Origin of the sequence: Kordia sp. SMS9 (assembly GCF_003352465.1) — a bacterium.
GTDB lineage: Bacteria > Bacteroidota > Bacteroidia > Flavobacteriales > Flavobacteriaceae > Kordia.
Map to the genome: position 1 here is coordinate 4,103,294 of NZ_CP031153.1, position 16,918 is coordinate 4,120,211.

At 35.7% G+C, this 16,918-nt stretch carries 15 protein-coding genes; all 15 read right to left on the reverse strand.

Going from position 1 to position 16,918, the window contains the following annotated elements:
- Positions 1-298: 298 nt before the first annotated feature.
- The gene (locus KORDIASMS9_RS17460; protein ID WP_114904076.1) at positions 299-1,348 is read right to left on the reverse strand and encodes a hypothetical protein; all 1,050 of its coding nucleotides are present in this window, start codon (positions 1,346-1,348) and stop codon (positions 299-301) included.
- Positions 1,349-2,464, reverse strand: a complete 1,116-nt coding sequence (locus KORDIASMS9_RS17465; protein WP_114904077.1) for a glycosyltransferase family 4 protein — start codon at positions 2,462-2,464, stop codon at positions 1,349-1,351.
- 1 nt (position 2,465) lies between these two features.
- Entirely contained in the window at positions 2,466-3,245 is a 780-nt protein-coding gene (locus tag KORDIASMS9_RS17470) for an FkbM family methyltransferase (protein ID WP_114904078.1), read from the reverse strand.
- On the reverse strand, positions 3,242-4,243 hold the full coding sequence (locus KORDIASMS9_RS17475; protein WP_114904079.1) for a glycosyltransferase: 1,002 nt from the start codon (positions 4,241-4,243) through the stop codon (positions 3,242-3,244). The genes KORDIASMS9_RS17470 and KORDIASMS9_RS17475 overlap by 4 nt, the downstream gene beginning before the upstream one ends.
- A gap of 7 nt (positions 4,244-4,250) precedes the next feature.
- The gene (locus tag KORDIASMS9_RS17480) at positions 4,251-5,096 is read right to left on the reverse strand and encodes an FkbM family methyltransferase (protein ID WP_114904080.1); all 846 of its coding nucleotides are present in this window, start codon (positions 5,094-5,096) and stop codon (positions 4,251-4,253) included.
- Positions 5,097-5,113: 17 nt separating this feature from the next.
- Positions 5,114-6,265 (reverse strand): glycosyltransferase family 4 protein, encoded by a 1,152-nt coding sequence (locus tag KORDIASMS9_RS17485; protein ID WP_114904081.1) that lies wholly within the window; start codon positions 6,263-6,265, stop codon positions 5,114-5,116.
- Positions 6,256-7,668, reverse strand: a complete 1,413-nt coding sequence (locus tag KORDIASMS9_RS17490) for a hypothetical protein (RefSeq protein WP_114904082.1) — start codon at positions 7,666-7,668, stop codon at positions 6,256-6,258. The genes KORDIASMS9_RS17485 and KORDIASMS9_RS17490 overlap by 10 nt, the downstream gene beginning before the upstream one ends.
- Positions 7,653-9,227 carry a hypothetical protein gene (locus KORDIASMS9_RS17495; protein WP_114904083.1) on the reverse strand — a complete coding sequence of 525 codons (1,575 nt, stop codon included), beginning with the start codon at positions 9,225-9,227 and terminating at the stop codon, positions 7,653-7,655. Before KORDIASMS9_RS17495 ends, KORDIASMS9_RS17490 begins: the two co-directional genes overlap by 16 nt.
- Positions 9,224-9,922, reverse strand: coding sequence for a cytidylyltransferase domain-containing protein (locus KORDIASMS9_RS17500; protein ID WP_114904084.1), 699 nt, complete (start codon positions 9,920-9,922; stop codon positions 9,224-9,226). Before KORDIASMS9_RS17500 ends, KORDIASMS9_RS17495 begins: the two co-directional genes overlap by 4 nt.
- Positions 9,923-9,926: 4 nt before the next feature.
- Complete coding sequence (locus tag KORDIASMS9_RS17505; protein WP_162820021.1) at positions 9,927-10,697, reverse strand: hypothetical protein; 771 nt, start codon at positions 10,695-10,697, stop codon at positions 9,927-9,929.
- A gap of 152 nt (positions 10,698-10,849) precedes the next feature.
- A complete protein-coding gene (locus KORDIASMS9_RS17510) occupies positions 10,850-12,211 on the reverse strand; it encodes an MBOAT family protein (protein ID WP_371412745.1) in 1,362 nt (453 codons plus the stop codon).
- Positions 12,212-12,276: 65 nt separating this feature from the next.
- Positions 12,277-13,434 carry a UDP-N-acetylglucosamine 2-epimerase gene (gene neuC, locus KORDIASMS9_RS17515; protein WP_114904087.1) on the reverse strand — a complete coding sequence of 386 codons (1,158 nt, stop codon included), beginning with the start codon at positions 13,432-13,434 and terminating at the stop codon, positions 12,277-12,279.
- Positions 13,435-13,699: 265 nt separating this feature from the next.
- On the reverse strand, positions 13,700-14,704 hold the full coding sequence (locus tag KORDIASMS9_RS17520; RefSeq protein WP_114904088.1) for an N-acetylneuraminate synthase family protein: 1,005 nt from the start codon (positions 14,702-14,704) through the stop codon (positions 13,700-13,702).
- A gap of 16 nt (positions 14,705-14,720) precedes the next feature.
- Positions 14,721-16,037, reverse strand: coding sequence for an ABC transporter ATP-binding protein (locus KORDIASMS9_RS17525; RefSeq protein ID WP_114904089.1), 1,317 nt, complete (start codon positions 16,035-16,037; stop codon positions 14,721-14,723).
- Positions 16,037-16,909 (reverse strand): ABC transporter permease, encoded by an 873-nt coding sequence (locus tag KORDIASMS9_RS17530; RefSeq protein WP_114904090.1) that lies wholly within the window; start codon positions 16,907-16,909, stop codon positions 16,037-16,039. Before KORDIASMS9_RS17530 ends, KORDIASMS9_RS17525 begins: the two co-directional genes overlap by 1 nt.
- Between the last annotated feature and the right edge of the window lie 9 nt (positions 16,910-16,918).

Below are 16,918 nucleotides of genomic sequence, written 5' to 3' on the forward strand. Positions count from 1 at the left end.
TTGGGTTTTAAGTTAAATGTAATTTATCATTTAAAATTCTACATTTATACTGTAACTATTTAACTTCATTATTCATTATTCATTATTCATTATTCGTTATTCGTTAATTTGTTTTTGTACGCTGAGCTTGCTGTTGTTTCTTAAAATTTAACATTTAGTATTTAAAACTTTCGATTTCGTAGCTGTTCTCGATACAATTTTTCTTCATTTTATTTCGAAAAATTACTCGAACTGACGTTTTGAACAATTTATACTTTGAAACTTCTCAATTCAACATTTAACATTTAACATTCAAAATTTATAATTTATCATTTATTATAAGATCATGAATTTGCACAAAAAAGCTCGACAAGGTCAAATATTCTTCCCAAAGTTTTCGGTTGGCTTTTTGAATTGCTTCAAACTTTTCTTGTGTTAGGTTTTTATGAAATTCCAACAAGCGCGCTTCCATTTCGTTTTCTTTTCCCTGCGGAATTCGGATGCAATGCTGCGTCCAATCGATGATTCCTTCTAGTGGCAACAAACAATCTGTGTCAATCAATACAGGAATTCTTCCCATCGCTAAGGTTTGATAAAAACGTACCGAAAAGTTTCCAGCACCGCGCAAATTGAAAATATAATCCGAATCGTTGATGTTTTCGTAAAATTCATACGTAGTTTTATCTGTAGAACGATTTGTCCGGATGCCAGCTCGATAGCGTTGTCTGTAAATAATATTTGTGGTGATGTTTTTATTTTTCTCTAATCGCTTTAAATATATATACCGCATAAACGGTGCAGCGTACCATTGTTGTGGCTCTAAAAGTGTTTTTCCTAAGTAAAATTTTAGATTTCTGTAGAGAATCAAACCAATGTCTTTTGCTGCTTTTAACACGTTTGGCGTGGCTTGCCCTACGAAACCAATGACAGGTTTTGTTGATTGCACGCGTACTTGATGATTTTCTGGCTCTATATAATGCACTAACGGATCTTTGAAAAATGCAGGAAAAGCAATTTGATTTTTCAGCTTTTGGCTCTTGTAACCACTATTTCGAAACACATACACGTTTGTATTTGTGGGTTTTACACCTTGATCTCCAGAAACATAACTGAGTACTTTTAAATTCTTGGCGTGACATTCGTCTATGAAACGTTCTGCTTCTGCTTGTAAATTATGATGTAGGTAATAATTCCATGAAAATGGTAATAAAGCAACATCGGCGTCGTTCATATCATCCACTAACTGATAATAATTTTTGAGTTCTAAAAACCGATGCTGTTCGTCAAATAGCAACGCATTGATGAGTGGAAATTTTTCCGATTTCGGATATTTCGATACTAATTCGATATCTGTATACGCTTTTACCATTTATAGCAATGATTTTATCTCCGTTTCAAATTTATCAAGCGTGTAGATTCTGCTCCATTCCATCGCTTTGGTTACTTTTTCTTGATAGTTTTTTGGCGAACTCAACACCTTTTCAATTTCTGCAACAGCAGTTGAAACCGTCGGATCTATCAAAATACCGCGATTTCCTTCAGCTAACATATACGGAACACAGGAAATTTTGGTGACAATAGGCAAACTTCCCCAAAACATGGCTTCTGCGACTACTTTTGGCCAACCTTCCGATTTGGATGGAAGCAGCATAAAATGTGCTGTTTTATGCACTTCTTTCACTTCTTCCGCAGTTACATTTCCGTGTAACCTGATACATTTTTCTAATTGATTTTGAATTATATACGCCTCCAATTCCGTTCGCTTTTCGCCATCCCCAAAAATATCCAAACGTACGTTATAGTTCAATTTTCGAAGTTTCTCTACTATTTGAATCGTAAGTAATGGACGTTTCCCAGGTGATAATGAACCTACAAAACTGAATTGAATCACATCATCAAAGGTACGTTTTATAACTTCGCCCTTGTCATGATCGCGATAGGTAGCCGTGAAAAAGGGTTTTATATTTTTTGTTTGCTGTTTCCAATTGCCATACACCAAAACGTTCATGTTTTTTGTGAGAAATGTATTGGAGAGCATTCTTTTTTGCAGTCGGTAACTTAGCGGTTGCTTACTTTTTGGATCCCAATTTCCTGCATATTTCGCCGTTTTTGTCTTCGATGGAAAGAAAATTTGAGCCATACAACCGATCAATCCGATGTTTCCAGGACAACGCAAATGAATATGATCTGCTTTCCGCATCGCACCCAAAATTTTAAAAAAGATGAGTGGCAAAACCAACAATGTTTTCAAGCTTGACTTCAAACTTAGCAAGTCAAACGCAGGAATTGATCTGAAATCGATCTCCTTATGTTTGTACGCAATATCAATTGGGCGAATTTCCTTATCTGCCAGTAATGGCGCTACAACCGTTACTTTATCTACATATTTTAGCCACAAGTTCATTTCCTTCACATACGGCGCGTACGCAAAGTATTCTGCTTCTTTCTGAGCATGTAAGACGTGTGTGACAATTAGGAAATTCATATTACGCAACGCTAGTTCCTGCAAAGGTTATGACTTCACCATCTTTGTAAAAAACGGTTTTGTATGGATAGTTTTTTTCTTTAAAAAATGCTTCTATTTTTTTATAGGTTTGTTCATCATTTACCCAATGATAACTGGCAATTGCGAAGTTTGGCTTGAATTTTTCCAAGACTTCTACCAAACCATCCATCGCTTCAATTTCTGCGCCTTCAATGTCCATTTTGATGAAATCTAAACGATCTAAATTTTCTCTTTTCTGGAAAGCATCAATCGTAATGGCGTCTTTTAAAATGGCGTTGGCGTTTTCAGGTTTGTAATGAATGGACGAAGAAACTGAGCCTGCTTCAAAGAATTCGAGTTTGGTATTTTCATTCCAAATTAATTCTTCTTGAATGTGTATGTTTTCAACTCCAGCATTTAGAGAAATATTTGCTTCCATTTCTGCAATATTGATCTTGTCGGGTTCAAAGGCAAATACTTTTCCGCCAACACCTACTTTTTTTCCATAGTAAATGGACAAATTTGCATGATTGGCGCCAGCATCTATGACAACATCATCTTTTTTTACAGTATAAAACGTTTCGTATCTGCTGATATCCTTGACTACATAATACATTGGAAGTTTGGTAATGACTTCAATATTGCCTGAAAACGCAGCACTATAATGACCGTTTTTACGCTTGAATTTTTCCTTTCGCACTTGATTAAAATACACTTCTTTCAGTGATTCTTTCAAGCCATTCGTAGGCAAAATTTTATATATATTTTTGAGAAAACTCATCGTTCAATTCGGGGTTTTTGAAACCATAATGAAAACCAAGCGGCAAATCGGCCAAGTGATTCAGTAAAGATTTCCTTTTTTTTAGGCTCGGTAAATATATTTGTAAATCTGAGAACTGCCAAAAACAAAGTGGTTGCATTCCATTTTATTCTCGCTTTTAATGTTGGTTTTGGATATTTTACACGCCAAACATACCATCCATTTTTAACAACCATCTTCCCATACTTATATTGATTTGGACGACCAGAAGCATCATGGTGATGTTCCAATTGCGCCGAAGTATTGACATATAATTGACCTAATTTGGACACTCTCAACGTAAAATCGGTATCTTCATACAAACCATATCCATCAAAATACGTGGAGAAATTGAGTTGTTTGAAGATGTCATTTTTAAACGATGAAACGCCGCCCATAAAGACTTCCACAGGGTATATGTTTCCTGAAGGTGGCAAATATCCAACAGCTCTTCCATGTGCAAATGTAGGCATGATGCATGGTTTTGTGTCATCTAATAAACCTAGCTTCTTTCGCAGTCGATAACGCTGTGATTCATTTCGAAACCAACCATCGTACACAAAAGAATTTGCGGAAGGTTGCACTTTATCTGTGATTTTCGTCCAACTGATTTCATTCGTAATATAACCACCAACACCTAACGCATTTGGATAAGTTTTATATGTTCCAATAAGATTTGTAAAATACGCTTTGTCTAAAATTGTGTCGTCATCCAAGAAACAGACAATTTTACTTGTTTCAGCAACGTTTTGGATGCCGAAATTTCGTTGTCGCGTCAATCCACGATCAGAATCTTCTACTTTAAAATAGCGCAGATTTTTGAACGGATTTTGACGTAACATTTCCTTGGTTTTATCATTTCGAGAACCATCTACAATCAAAATTTCATTTGGATACAATGTCTGCGCAACAACCGATTGCAAGAGCGTTTGCAAGGGTTTTGGGCGCATGTATGTACAAATAATGAGTGTAAATTTCATAATATGACTATGATTCTCGCATAAAGATTGTATTAAATTTATCCGTTCGGAATGAGGATTCTAGCGCAATTTTTTCTTCTGCAACATCATACGAAATTGGCTTGAAGCCAAACGAAGTCACAAATTCGAAAACTTGTGCATCTGTGATTCCGAATTTGTCACCTGAATTGTTGAATTCAAGCAATATATATTTTAAGGATGGTTTTTGAAGCGTTTCTGTTGCACCTTTCAATACAAAAAATTCAAAACCTTCTACATCAATCTTTAGGAATGTTGGGGTTTCATTTTTCAACACATCATCTAGCTTTTCTATCGGGACTGAAATCGTTGGAATGTTCTCATTTTCAAGCGCTACTCTATTCATCACATCAAAACCTTTAGTAAATTTAAGTTCACCCGTTTCTTCACCCAATCCAATATTTAAGCATCTTACTTTTTCTTCTAAGGCATTTAGTTTAATATTTCTTAGAAGCTTCTGATAGGTATTCGGAATCGGTTCAATCGCGATCGTTCGCGCTTTGGAAACTCCCGAAGCTAGTAATGAAAAATGTCCCACATTGGCACCAATATCTACAAACAAGTCATTTTCATCCAAATGTTGCATCACAAACATAGAATCTTCATAATCAGCAAGTTTTATGTAGATATTTGACACAATTCCTGCATCTCCTTTTTTAGCATAAAATTTCAAACCATGAATCCATTTGTACACTCTGTCTTTTGGACGAATCGTTTGAATTACATTAAACTTAATATATCGAAATAAAGCACCATTTGCATTTCCGTTGATTAACGGATGACTTTGAAACTTTTTTCGCCGTTTTTTAAGCTTTTTTAGTATTTTTTGAATCATACGTTTTTTATTGCATTCTATTTTTTTAGCATCACAGCTTTATATGCTTTTATATTTTTTTGCAGGATACTTCCCATAATATCAAAATTTTTGAGAGCCACTTCTCTTGCATAGGCTCCAAATTTTTCTCTTTTGTTTTTATCTTGCAACAATTCAATCATATACTCAGCAAATAGTTCATGATTTTTAGGATTTACAGTATATCCTGTTTCATTATGAATCATGACTTCTTTTGCCCATCCAACATCAGAGGTTATTAACGGTTTTGCAGATGCCATGGCTTCAATCCACGTCATTGGCAACGCTTCGGCAAAACTAGGCAATACAATCACAGCTGCTGCTGCTAAATATGTTTTTACTTCTGCATGTGGAACTTGTTGAATATGTGTGACTTGCTTTTTAGCTTCTTTTGAAAGCAGGTTGTAAAAAAGTTGCAATGTAGACACATTATCAAATATATCTACGGTATCTTTTCCTAAGAGTGTGAGTGTGGCTTCAGGGTTTGATTCAATGACTTTATTAAAAGCTGATGCCAATTCCAATACTCCTTTTTTACGAATAATGGTTCCAAAATATAATACGTTGTTTTCTTTTACGTTAGCGGCAGGAAGTGGTAAAAAGTAGTTGGTAAATATACCGTTATGAACCGTATCAATAGTGTTGTTTAGTTTGAATAATTCTTTTGTCTTTTGTGCCGTGAAATCACTGGCAGAAATAATTTTATCAGCACTTCGCAGCGCCTTCCCTTCAAAATAAGCATTTTTCGATTTTACTTTTCTTCCATCTAAATGACAAAAATACGTATCTGAACCATTTAGGCGAATCACCAAAGGAATTGAAAATTTCATAAATGCCGTGATTCCTGTCCAATCTGGAGCTTCCAAAACATCAATTTGATCCTCCGACACATAGTTTTGAACATAGTTTTGTATGTATTTTCTATTGGTATACCAAGTAAGATACATTTTGCTTACTTGTTGTTTTATTTTGTGAACCTTGATGGTTCCGTCATAAAATATTTTGTTTTCATTTTGTGAGTAAATGAAAACAGAAACTTTATGTCCATTACTTGTTAATGAAAGTGCCACGTTGCGAATGGAAGTGCCAATTCCTCCAGTGGTGGCAACGTTTTCATGAGGATATTCAGGAAGTAAAAAACCTATATGCATGTGTTGTTTAATATTTGTTGAAAAGCTGTATGCATGCGCATCGTAACTTTATGTAAAGGATGTTTTGTGAGCGTTTTTGCCCAATGAATACGGTGTTCTTTATTGATTTCTTGTTGGGCTTCAAAGTTTACTAACAATGATTGCAATTCATTTTTTGATTGTATATGCTGTATTGCTTTTGGATGTTTGTCAAAGGTTTTAAAATGTACAAATTGATACAAGCGTTCAATATCAAAATCTTTATGTCCAGTTGCTTGCTTGTAATGACAGTAAAATGCAGGTTTCCCAAGTAAAATAGCGTCCAACGCCATGGTAGAACCTATGTTGAAAATAGCACTACAATAGTGCAATGTACTGTACAAAACTCCTAAGTTTGAGTTTACAGTATAGTCTTTTGGCAGTGGAAATTCTTCATGATTCCACGTTGGAATGACTTCCGTAATGACCTCTTTATAAGCTTCCAAAATTGGAATAAAACCTTGATTGTAATCTGATGGATTCGCGCGTAAAATGACATGATACTGTTCTAAACTCGTTTGATTATGCGCTTTTATCGCTTCCGCGAGATCTTTTAAATACAACGGATCGTCCATTCCTATCGAAGTAAAATTTCCTGAAAAACACAGTAATTTTTTATCTATAGGTAAATTATATGCTTTGTAAAATAATTCTTTATCAATTAAATATTCAGACTTTGTGTAAAAGGTAAATTGTGGTGTTCCCGTAACTGTGATATTATTTTGCTCAACTTCATCAGGATAATATTGTAACATTTCTTCCTTCATATATTCGCTCCAAACGAAGTAATGGTCTGCTTTGAGCATTTTGTTTCCTTTTGGAAGATTGTCCCATGAATAAATAAAACTCACCACAGGAATTCCCAAATCGCGCGCCGCTAACACAGGCGCTAACGAAAAACTAGATACTTGATGCGAACAATACATCATATCTGGCGTATTTGCTTGTAAATATGCCAAACATTCTTGGTAATAGTTGGAGTTTCTCGTTTGCTGAAAGAAAGACGTTTCTAACTTTTGAATTCCTTTTTTGGAAGCATAAAAACGTGATAAAAAGCGAATCAATCCAAATCTGATATTTTTCTTGAAATTGCTTGTTACTGGAGCTACTCTGTACAACAAATGCTTTTTTGTAGCTTGTGTTTTATCATTGTAACGCAGCGTAGATTTTGCTTTTAAATAGCGTAAAAAGTCTGTTTTTCCTTTGTAATCAAACGCAGGCAGTTGTTGTGTTTGAATGCCTTTGGGAAGTTTTTCCAAAGCGGAAGACTTCACGTTGTGCCAAACCAACATGTCAATGTTTTCGGGAGTTTCAAAGAAATCACTTGCATAATGATTTTCAAAACTTTGATATCCCACAAATATGGAAATTATCTTTTTTCGCATGGGGCAATCGCGTTATTGATAGTATCCGCAAATATAGCCATTGAAAGGATTCTGAAAAGAAAATATACACCTCTATTTGGATTTTTTTGTTGTTGCTTTGCCAATGCGAGTACTTTTTGGGTGTCAAACACCGTTTTTAATGCCTCAATATGGGTTTCTAAGAGTTCATATAACTTCACTCCTATTTCATTAGAAATTCGATGATTCCAGTCTTGAACGGTAACATCTGACTGAATTGGGTTTCTAAAAAACGCCAGTAAATCCTGATTGGAATCGTAGATGATTTGCTCATGTATTTGATCGTATTCGTAGCGTTTGTGTGGCAAATTGTGTGTTTCTTGAATGAATTGTTCATGCAAAAACGGCGTGATTTTGTTTCGATACGCCGATAATAGCTTGTGACGATTCCCAAAATTGCCTGGCAAACGTCCTTTACGGTAGAAATTCATTAAGATTTCTGCGTTGGTAGTTCCTTCGTAGCTGTCAGTGATTGTTGCCGAAATATTTTCTGGATAGGATTTTATAAACGACTCATAATCAACTACAAAAGTGTTTGACAAAAATTCTTTCGGTGTTACATAGTTGTGTAACGCTTTCGCGAGATGTGTCGCTGCTGGGAAGAACATGCGGACACATTCACCTGCTTCGCCCATCACGTAGCTGTAATCGTTTGGAATGCCTTCGTCTACAAATTTGAGCATGTCTACATAAGAAATCGTTCCCAATCCGCCAGAAATATTCGCTATTTGCTTGGCATAGTGTTCAAATTCTTCTTCATCACACAAGGTTGTATGCTCGTACGAAAGATCAAGCTTTACAGCAATTTCCTTTCCTTGCATGACATCTGCCGAATAGACTTCGCCAAAGTTTCCAGTTTTGAAGTGTTCATTTCCTTCCTCAACCTGACTTAACAATGTTAAACTATCTTTTCCTGCTGTAGCGCCAAAAAATAGCTTTTCCGTTACATGCATCGCTTCTTTGAGTGAAAATGATGGTTTTTTTGTGGAAAAAGTAATGTCTAACTCTTTTCCAGAATGGTTCAAATCAGCATTAAAAGTATGCAATTTTCCACCTTCAATTCGTGAAATTCCTTTGTAAGGCAACGGAAATGGTTGTACTTGGTAACCAAATGCAAAATGTGCTTGTATTCCATCAGGATCAAACTGTAATGGAAGTTGAAATTTTTTGAAGTTTTGAAAATTTAAGAAGAAATGCAGTGCATCTTTATTAGTTAGATAAAAACTTCCGTTAACACCATATAAGTCATTCACAATGAGTAGTTTGTTGTTTTTTTTATCGTGAATAAAAATTTCAAAAATACCTCCGATTTCATTGTAAATATTTTCCACTACATTGTCTACATTACCATGCAATTCTTTGATGAAATCTAAGATTTTTTCCTGTGTATGATCGGAAGAATACCAAACGATTTTAAACAATTCACTATCAAAAATATATACATTGCTTCCTTTGTTGGCTTCTTTGAAAAGTTGTATTTCAAAGATATTTGCTGCAAAAGAAATGTGAAAGTTCGTTATCGTATGTTTTTCAAAGTTCACAGTGTGATTGTTTTTGCTAATTCAGTTGCTTTTTCCCAATCTTCCAACGTATCAATGTTTACGTAGTAGCGTTCATCAGATACAATATACGCCAAAGATTTTCCATATAATGAATTTTCCTCCATTAAAACTTTTGTTTTGGTGATGTAAATGCTTCCATCTCTGTGATAAGCTTTTGGCAATTCTTGTCGCCTCGGAATGATGTGTTGTTCACCTGTTGCAATCTGTAAAATACCATTTTCATTGGCTTCAAACGTCCAATGTGGATTGTATTGATGTGGAACTTCTAAGACTGAAACTAGTGAATCTGTTTGTTTTTCTTTAAAAGTTTCCACTGCTTTGTCCAAAAATCCTTTCGGTCGGAACGGACTCGTGGGTTGTAATAAACAGATAGCGTCAAACTTTTTTCCTTGTGCTTCTAAAAATGCTACGGCATGCTGAATGACAGGCAATGTTGGTGTTGTGTCTTCCGCCAAGTGTGTTGGACGCACAAAGGGTACATTCGCGCCAAGCGACTTCGCAATCTCAATAATTGCTGAATCGTCCGTCGTGACCAACACTTCTGCAATGTGTTTTGATTGCAATGCCGCGTCAATACTGTATTGAATGAGTGGTTTTCCGTGAAGCAATTTTTTGTTTTTACCTGGAACACCTTTGCTTCCGCCGCGTGCTGGTATGATTGCAAGAATGGTCATGTTATTATAGTTTTAGCACTTTTTGAAGGTCTTTTATAAGAATTTCAGTTCGTATTTCTCTTCCTTTTTTTGTGGTATGATACGGATGATCGTATATAAGATCGTCTTGAAATATATAATTTTCTGGACTTCCAATGAGCTTTATAGTCGTGTTTTTATAAAATTTTTCCAAATCTTCTTTGAAACGTACATCGTATTGCGATGCAGCAATCAACGGATAACTCACGTAAAAAGTAGCGCCTTTGCTTTCTGCCATTTGTTGCGCTTTTAGCATTGCATTTTTAAAATGATTGCTAAGTTTATGATTGTACTGATACTTTTCATAGCGCGTAATTTCAGTCTTTTTCCAAGTTTTAGATTTGTCTAAATGGTGAATGTAATCGCCTCGTGAATTCGTTTGCAAGCTACTTTTTTGAGTATGTAAAAATTGATATTTTAAATTTTTATAGAGTAATAGCGTATTTATTTTAGGCACTTTTGTGAGAAAGTTTACTTTTTGGGTAAAACTCAAATATGAAAAGAACGACGGATGGTTGTAAATGCTTACGCAAAGTGTATGCGACATCATATTTTCATTGTTCACATAGTAATTGTCAAATTCAGGAATGTAGAGAAATATATCGCCTTTTTGCAAGTTTGATGCAATATAGTTGAGTACAAATTCATAATCATGCGAGATTGAAAATGAGGTGTTGAATGTTTCCATATTTAGTTTCTTGCTAAGCAGTTCAGAATCGAGTGAATACCCAACATTAGAACCTCCAGAAACGATCATTTTTGGACTTTTTACGGAATTTCTTATAAATGATATGCGCTGATTTTCAGTAGACAACTCCATGCTTTTGCGCTGTATGACAAGAAAGACGATTATATTTATGGAGAAAAATATAATGACAAAAAGTGCTATTTTTTTTAAATATTTTTTCATCAGAATTGAAAATAAATAAAATCAACTACTTCATTTTTTTCGCTGTAAAATAAAATTAACTGCGTTATTCCTACGTAATATGCCCATCTAAGATACTTATTTTGAATAGTTGGTGCTTCTTTTTTACGAATGATCCATTCTATGAGCACAAATGCAATTAAAAGCATCGGAACTTCCAATCCGATACTGTAGGCAGTTTTGTTAGAGGAAAAACTGAATATATTTTCTATATATTGAAACGCCGCTGTAATGTTTTCCGCTCGAAAAAAGATCCAAGCAAATGTGACAATTGTAAATGTACTTAGGATTTGAAAAAACTCTCTAAAAGAAGGCAGTATACTGTTTTCTGCAACTACATTGGTATGCGTTCGATTTTTTTGTAAAATTAATAAAGGAATGAAAAATAATGCATTGAGAAATCCCCAAAAAATAAAGGTCCAATTGGCGCCGTGCCAAAATCCGCTCACCAAAAAGATGATGAATACATTTCGTATTTTTTTTCCTTGTGTTCCTTTGCTTCCGCCTAACGGAATGTAGACATAATCGCGAAACCACGTAGATAATGATATGTGCCAACGACGCCAAAACTCTGCGATATCTCTTGAAAAGTATGGTTTTTTAAAGTTGGTCATTAAGTCAAATCCAAACAATCGGGCAACTCCAATAGCAATGTCAGAATATCCGCTGAAGTCTCCATATATTTGAAATGCAAATAATACAGCTCCCAAAATTAACGTGGGCGCATTGTACACTTCGCTGTTTTCAAAAATAACGTTGACATACATCGCACAGGAATCTGCAATGACAATTTTTTTGAAAAATCCCCACAAAATTAACTGCACTCCCGAAACCGCTTTTTCATACTGAAATACACGTTTTACCAAAAATTGCGGCAATAAGTTTGTGGCGCGTTCTATGGGACCTGCTACGAGTTGTGGAAAAAATGCTACAAAAGTAGCAAAGTTGATAAACTGATGTGATGGTTCAATTTTTTCGCGATACACGTCAATAGTGTAACTCAATGTTTGGAAGGTGTAAAACGAAATTCCGACAGGTAAAATGATGTTTAACGTACTGATATTTGACTGAATTCCAATACTTTGGAATAATTCAACAAAACTTTCAATAAAAAAATTGAAATATTTAAAAAACGCGAGTAATCCCAGATTTACAAAAATACTTATGTATAAAAAGTGCTTTTTTTTCCTTTTAATTCTTGTGTTACGGATTGCTTTCGCAACGAAAAAATCAACAACCGTACTAAAGAGTATAAGTGATAAAAAACGCCAATCCCACCAACCATAAAAGACATAACTTGCAATAAGAATTAGGATATTTTGGTATTGAATTCTTTTCTGCAATACAAACCAGTAGCTAAAAAAAACGATTAGCAGGAAAAGTAAGAAAACAAGCGAATTGAATATCATTAGTACATAATCGTTTTATGCGCGATTAATTTTGTATTCGCTAATACTTCTGCAATTTGTTTTCCAGAGTTTCCATTGCCATAGATATGTTCTGAAAGTCTTCCTTTTGCGTCAATTCGCTCCAAAATTGCCGATTTAATAGCTTCTTTGTCATATACTGAATCCACTACGTTTTTTCCACGTTGACGTCTATTTTGACGTGTTCCAATATTTACTGTTGGGACACCTATAAATGAACATTCACGAATTCCCACACTCGAGTTTCCTACCAAACAATCACAGTTTTTCAATAAATGTAAAAAGTCGTTTGGCTCCATATTTTTGAAAAAACGAATGTTTCCAGGATCGAAATTCTCACGATAATAGCGAATTCCGTTGGAAGTTCCATCAGAACCTGCATCTACGTTTGGCCAAAACCAAAACGTTGGTATGTTGAGTTCATGAATGGCTTTTAAGGTACATAAAACGTCTTCTCGTGCCGATTTGTAACGATTGGTCTCTGGATGTTGCATTACGACTAAATAACCGTTAGAAATGTCTAAATCAGCTCCGACACCACCATATTTTTTGATGGGATCAAATTCGTAGTCTGCTGCATCTAAAACTTCTTGGGCAATATCAATCGACGGACAACCTGTATTGATCACATAGGCTGGATCTTCGCCTAGTTTTATGACACGATCTTTGGCATCTTGTGAAGCCACTAAGTGTAAATCTGCCAATTTCGTATTTGCATGACGCACTTTTTCATCAATATTTCCCGTTACTTCTCCGCCTTGAATGTGCACTAACGGAATGTTTTGATATGCTGCTGCAATGCTTGTCGCAATGGTTTCAAAACGATCGGCAATGGTAATAACAGCATCGGGTTTTAGGTTGTAAAATACGTTTGAAAGTTCCATGACACCTAAACCTGTCGTTTTTGCCATTGCGGTTGGGTTTTCACCTTCCAACACCATAAAAACCTTTTCATCAATCTTGAAACCATCATTTTCAATGACATTGACAGCATTTCCATACCGACCTAATAATGCAGAACCTGCCACCACCAATTGCAATTCTAACTTTGGATGCTCTTGAATCGCTTTCAGCGCAGTTTTAATTCTACTATACGATGGTCGCGCGGTGACTACGGCACATATTTTTCGTTTGTTCATTCTCTGTCTAGCTTTTAGCTGTTGGCCACTGGCTTTTGGCTTTTTGTTGATTTGTCTTTCTGTTTATTCGTTGTATTCTTGACGTCAGTTCAAGTGATTTTTTGTCATATCGAGCGCAGTCGAGATAGACAGAAAATTGTATCGAGAACTACTTCTAAATCAAAACGCTTTTTTTCTTAGCTGTTCTCGATACAAATTTGTCATACAAATTCACTCGAACTGACGTTTACGTAATTTAAAATTTAGCATTCATAACTTCAAAGCATCAAACAAAATCTTCCTCATTCAAAAAATCCCATTGTTTCATATCGTTTTTCAGCTTTTTCCCGATGACTTCTTGAAATTTAGACGCTAGAATTCCGTAATTTTTAGGCTTTTTAGCTTCTAAATCGTTGAATGTTAAGACATGTCCTTTTGGCAAATTTTTGTTGATGGCTAACGATTTTTCAAAGATTTTCTTGAGTTCTGAATAGTGTGAGTTGTCTTTTTTATTTATGGGATGATTCAACGCTTGGTCAATGTTTCTGATGGCGTTGACTAGTTTGGTAGTTTCTGAAAATGTAAGTGACGATTTTGCATCAGGCCCAAACATTTCTTTGTCAAATACTGCATGAAATTCCAAGATTTCCGCACCCAACGTCGCTGCAGCAATTCCCGCTTCGATTCCTGAGGAATGATCAGAGAATCCAATTTTTACGTTATAACGATCTTTGAGTTCTTGAATTACATTCAACCCAAATTGCGTTGGCGCTGTTGGATACGAAGTTGTACATTGTAAAATGGAGAATTCGCAGTTTTTTTCGTTGAGAAAAGCGACGGTTTCATCCAATTCTGCAAACGAACTCATGCCCGATGAAATGATGATCGGTTTTCCCGTGTTTGCTATTTTTTCTAACAATAGAAAGTTGTTCACTTCTCCAGAACCTACTTTATAGCACGACACACCTACTTCTTCCAACAAATCTACAGCTGCATTGCTGAATGGTGACGATAAAAAGTCCAATCCGACTTCATCACAATGTGCTTTTAATTCTTTCCATTGTGGCAAGGAGAATTCCATACGTTGCCAGTATTCGTAGCGTGTTGCATCTTGCTTGGAAAATTTTACCCGAAAAGGTTCATGCATGCTACTTTCCGCCGCAGCGATATGCGTTTGAAATTTAATAGCATCCGCGCCCGTTTTTGCCACCGCATCAATATAGGCATGCGCCATTCCTAAACTTCCGTCATGTGCTTGCGCGATTTCTGCTATGATGTAGGTTTTTTTCAATGGTATCAAATATGAATTAATCTAAAGGTATTCTTTCAATGCTCCAATCTAACTTAGGTCGCACCATTCCAGGCCAAGAGCCCGAAGCCATGTTGCGGACACCTTCGCCAGTAGTATCGTCATATACTTCGAAAGCTAGTAAATTTTCTTCAAATACATGTGTAATGTCCGGATTATAATTTCCAACACCTACGCTGATATTGAATTGTCCTTCTGCCATAAAATTCCCAGGAATGGTACATACTGCTGTAACGATTCCTTTTTCTTTTGAATGTACTTCTTTCCAATTTGGCGCATTGAACTCATTCGTAGCAAACAGACATTGTCCACGTTCGTTGATGATTCTAAGCATGGCTGTGTTGGAGTATTCGGCGTTTAAATCCCAATACGAAACACTGATATGAATAGGTTCGGTAATGTTAAAACGTTTGCAAGCCTCTTTTTTCTGGTTGCAAATGGTTACCTTTTTTAAGCGACCAAAATCGTTTCCTGGTGCCGTTTCTAACTGATCCCAAGAAACTACAGGTTTGCTTTCCAATCCTTTGTTTAAGTAAACTTGCACCGCTTTGTCTGTTTCGCCCACAAATAATACTTCTCCATCAGAAAGTACGACCGCGCGTTTGGTGAGTTTTTGAATGGCATCCATGTCGTGACTCACAAATAGCACTGTTCTTCCCTCATCGCTGGCAATGTCTTTCATTTTGCCAATAGCTTTGTTTTGAAATTCCGCATCACCTACTGCCAATACTTCATCTATGACTAATATTTCAGGTTCTAAATGTGCTGCTACCGCAAAAGCCAGACGAACTTTCATTCCTGACGAATAGCGTTTTACGGGTGTATCAATATAACGTTGCACGCCTGCAAATTCTATAATTTCTTCAAATTTTGACGTGATTTCAGTTTTAGACATTCCCAAAATAGCGCCGTTGAGGTAAATATTTTCTTTGCCCGTTAATTCGGGATGAAATCCGGTACCAACTTCCAATAAAGAAGCGATTCGCCCTTTTGATTTGATCAATCCTTTTGTTGGCATGGTTACTTTTGAGAGAATTTTTAAGAGTGTGGATTTTCCAGAGCCATTTTTTCCGATAATTCCCAACACTTCACCTTCATGCACATCAAACGTGATGTTTTTTAATGCCCAAACATATTTTGATTTCCCTACGGTTGATCGGCTGTTGCGTTCTCCAATTTTTAAATACGGATCTTCTTTGCCACGGACTTTGTGCCACCAGCGATTCAAGTCGTGCTTGATGGTTCGTGTTCCCACAACGCCCAAACGATACTGTTTTGATACATTTTCTATGCTAAGTATGATTTTCTTTTCCATTATATCGTATCAATAAAATTGCGTTCTGTTTTATTAAAAATTAGTAATCCAATAAAAAAGATAATGATGGCGATGACAAAAGTGATGATGATGTGTGTCAATGAAAATTTTCCTTCAGAGAAAACCATAAATCGGAACGATTCTACGACACGCGCCAACGGATTGTAATTTACAATCCACGAAATGTATGAAGGCAATCGTTCCACCGTAATGGCAATAGGATACATGACTGCCGAAATGTACATTAAAAGTTGAATTCCGAATTGTATCAAAAACACCAAATCGCGATATTTTGTGACCATGGAGGAAATAATCATTCCAAAGCCTAATCCTAACAAACCCATCGTTACTACTACTATAGGTACGGAAAAGATGGCAACTGAAATGCTTCCGGCATCTCCTTGAAAGTAGAAAAAGATGTAAAAAACGGTAAAGATTAAGAGTTGAATAGAAAATTTTACCAAATTGGAAATCGTGATGGATAATGGTGTGATGACACGTGGAAAGTATACTTTTCCAAAAATACTTTCGTTCTTTTTAAACGTGTCGGAAGTTGCTTTTAAGCATTCTGCAAAGTAATTCCAAATGGTAATTCCCGCAAGGTTAAACAAAAAGGCATTTACATTTCCTGTTTTGATATCGGCAATTCCGTTGAATACTATCGTAAAAATTACAGATGTTAAAAGTGGCTGCAAAATATGCCAAATAGGTCCTAAAACCGTTTGTTTGTATAACGTGACAATATCACGAACGACAAATTGCATTAACAGATCGCGATATCTCCAAATTTCTTTTAATTTAAGATCGAATAAATTACTCTTAGGAGAAATCACAAATAACCAATCGTCGCTGTCTTTTACTTTTTCATTCATGGTTTTGCT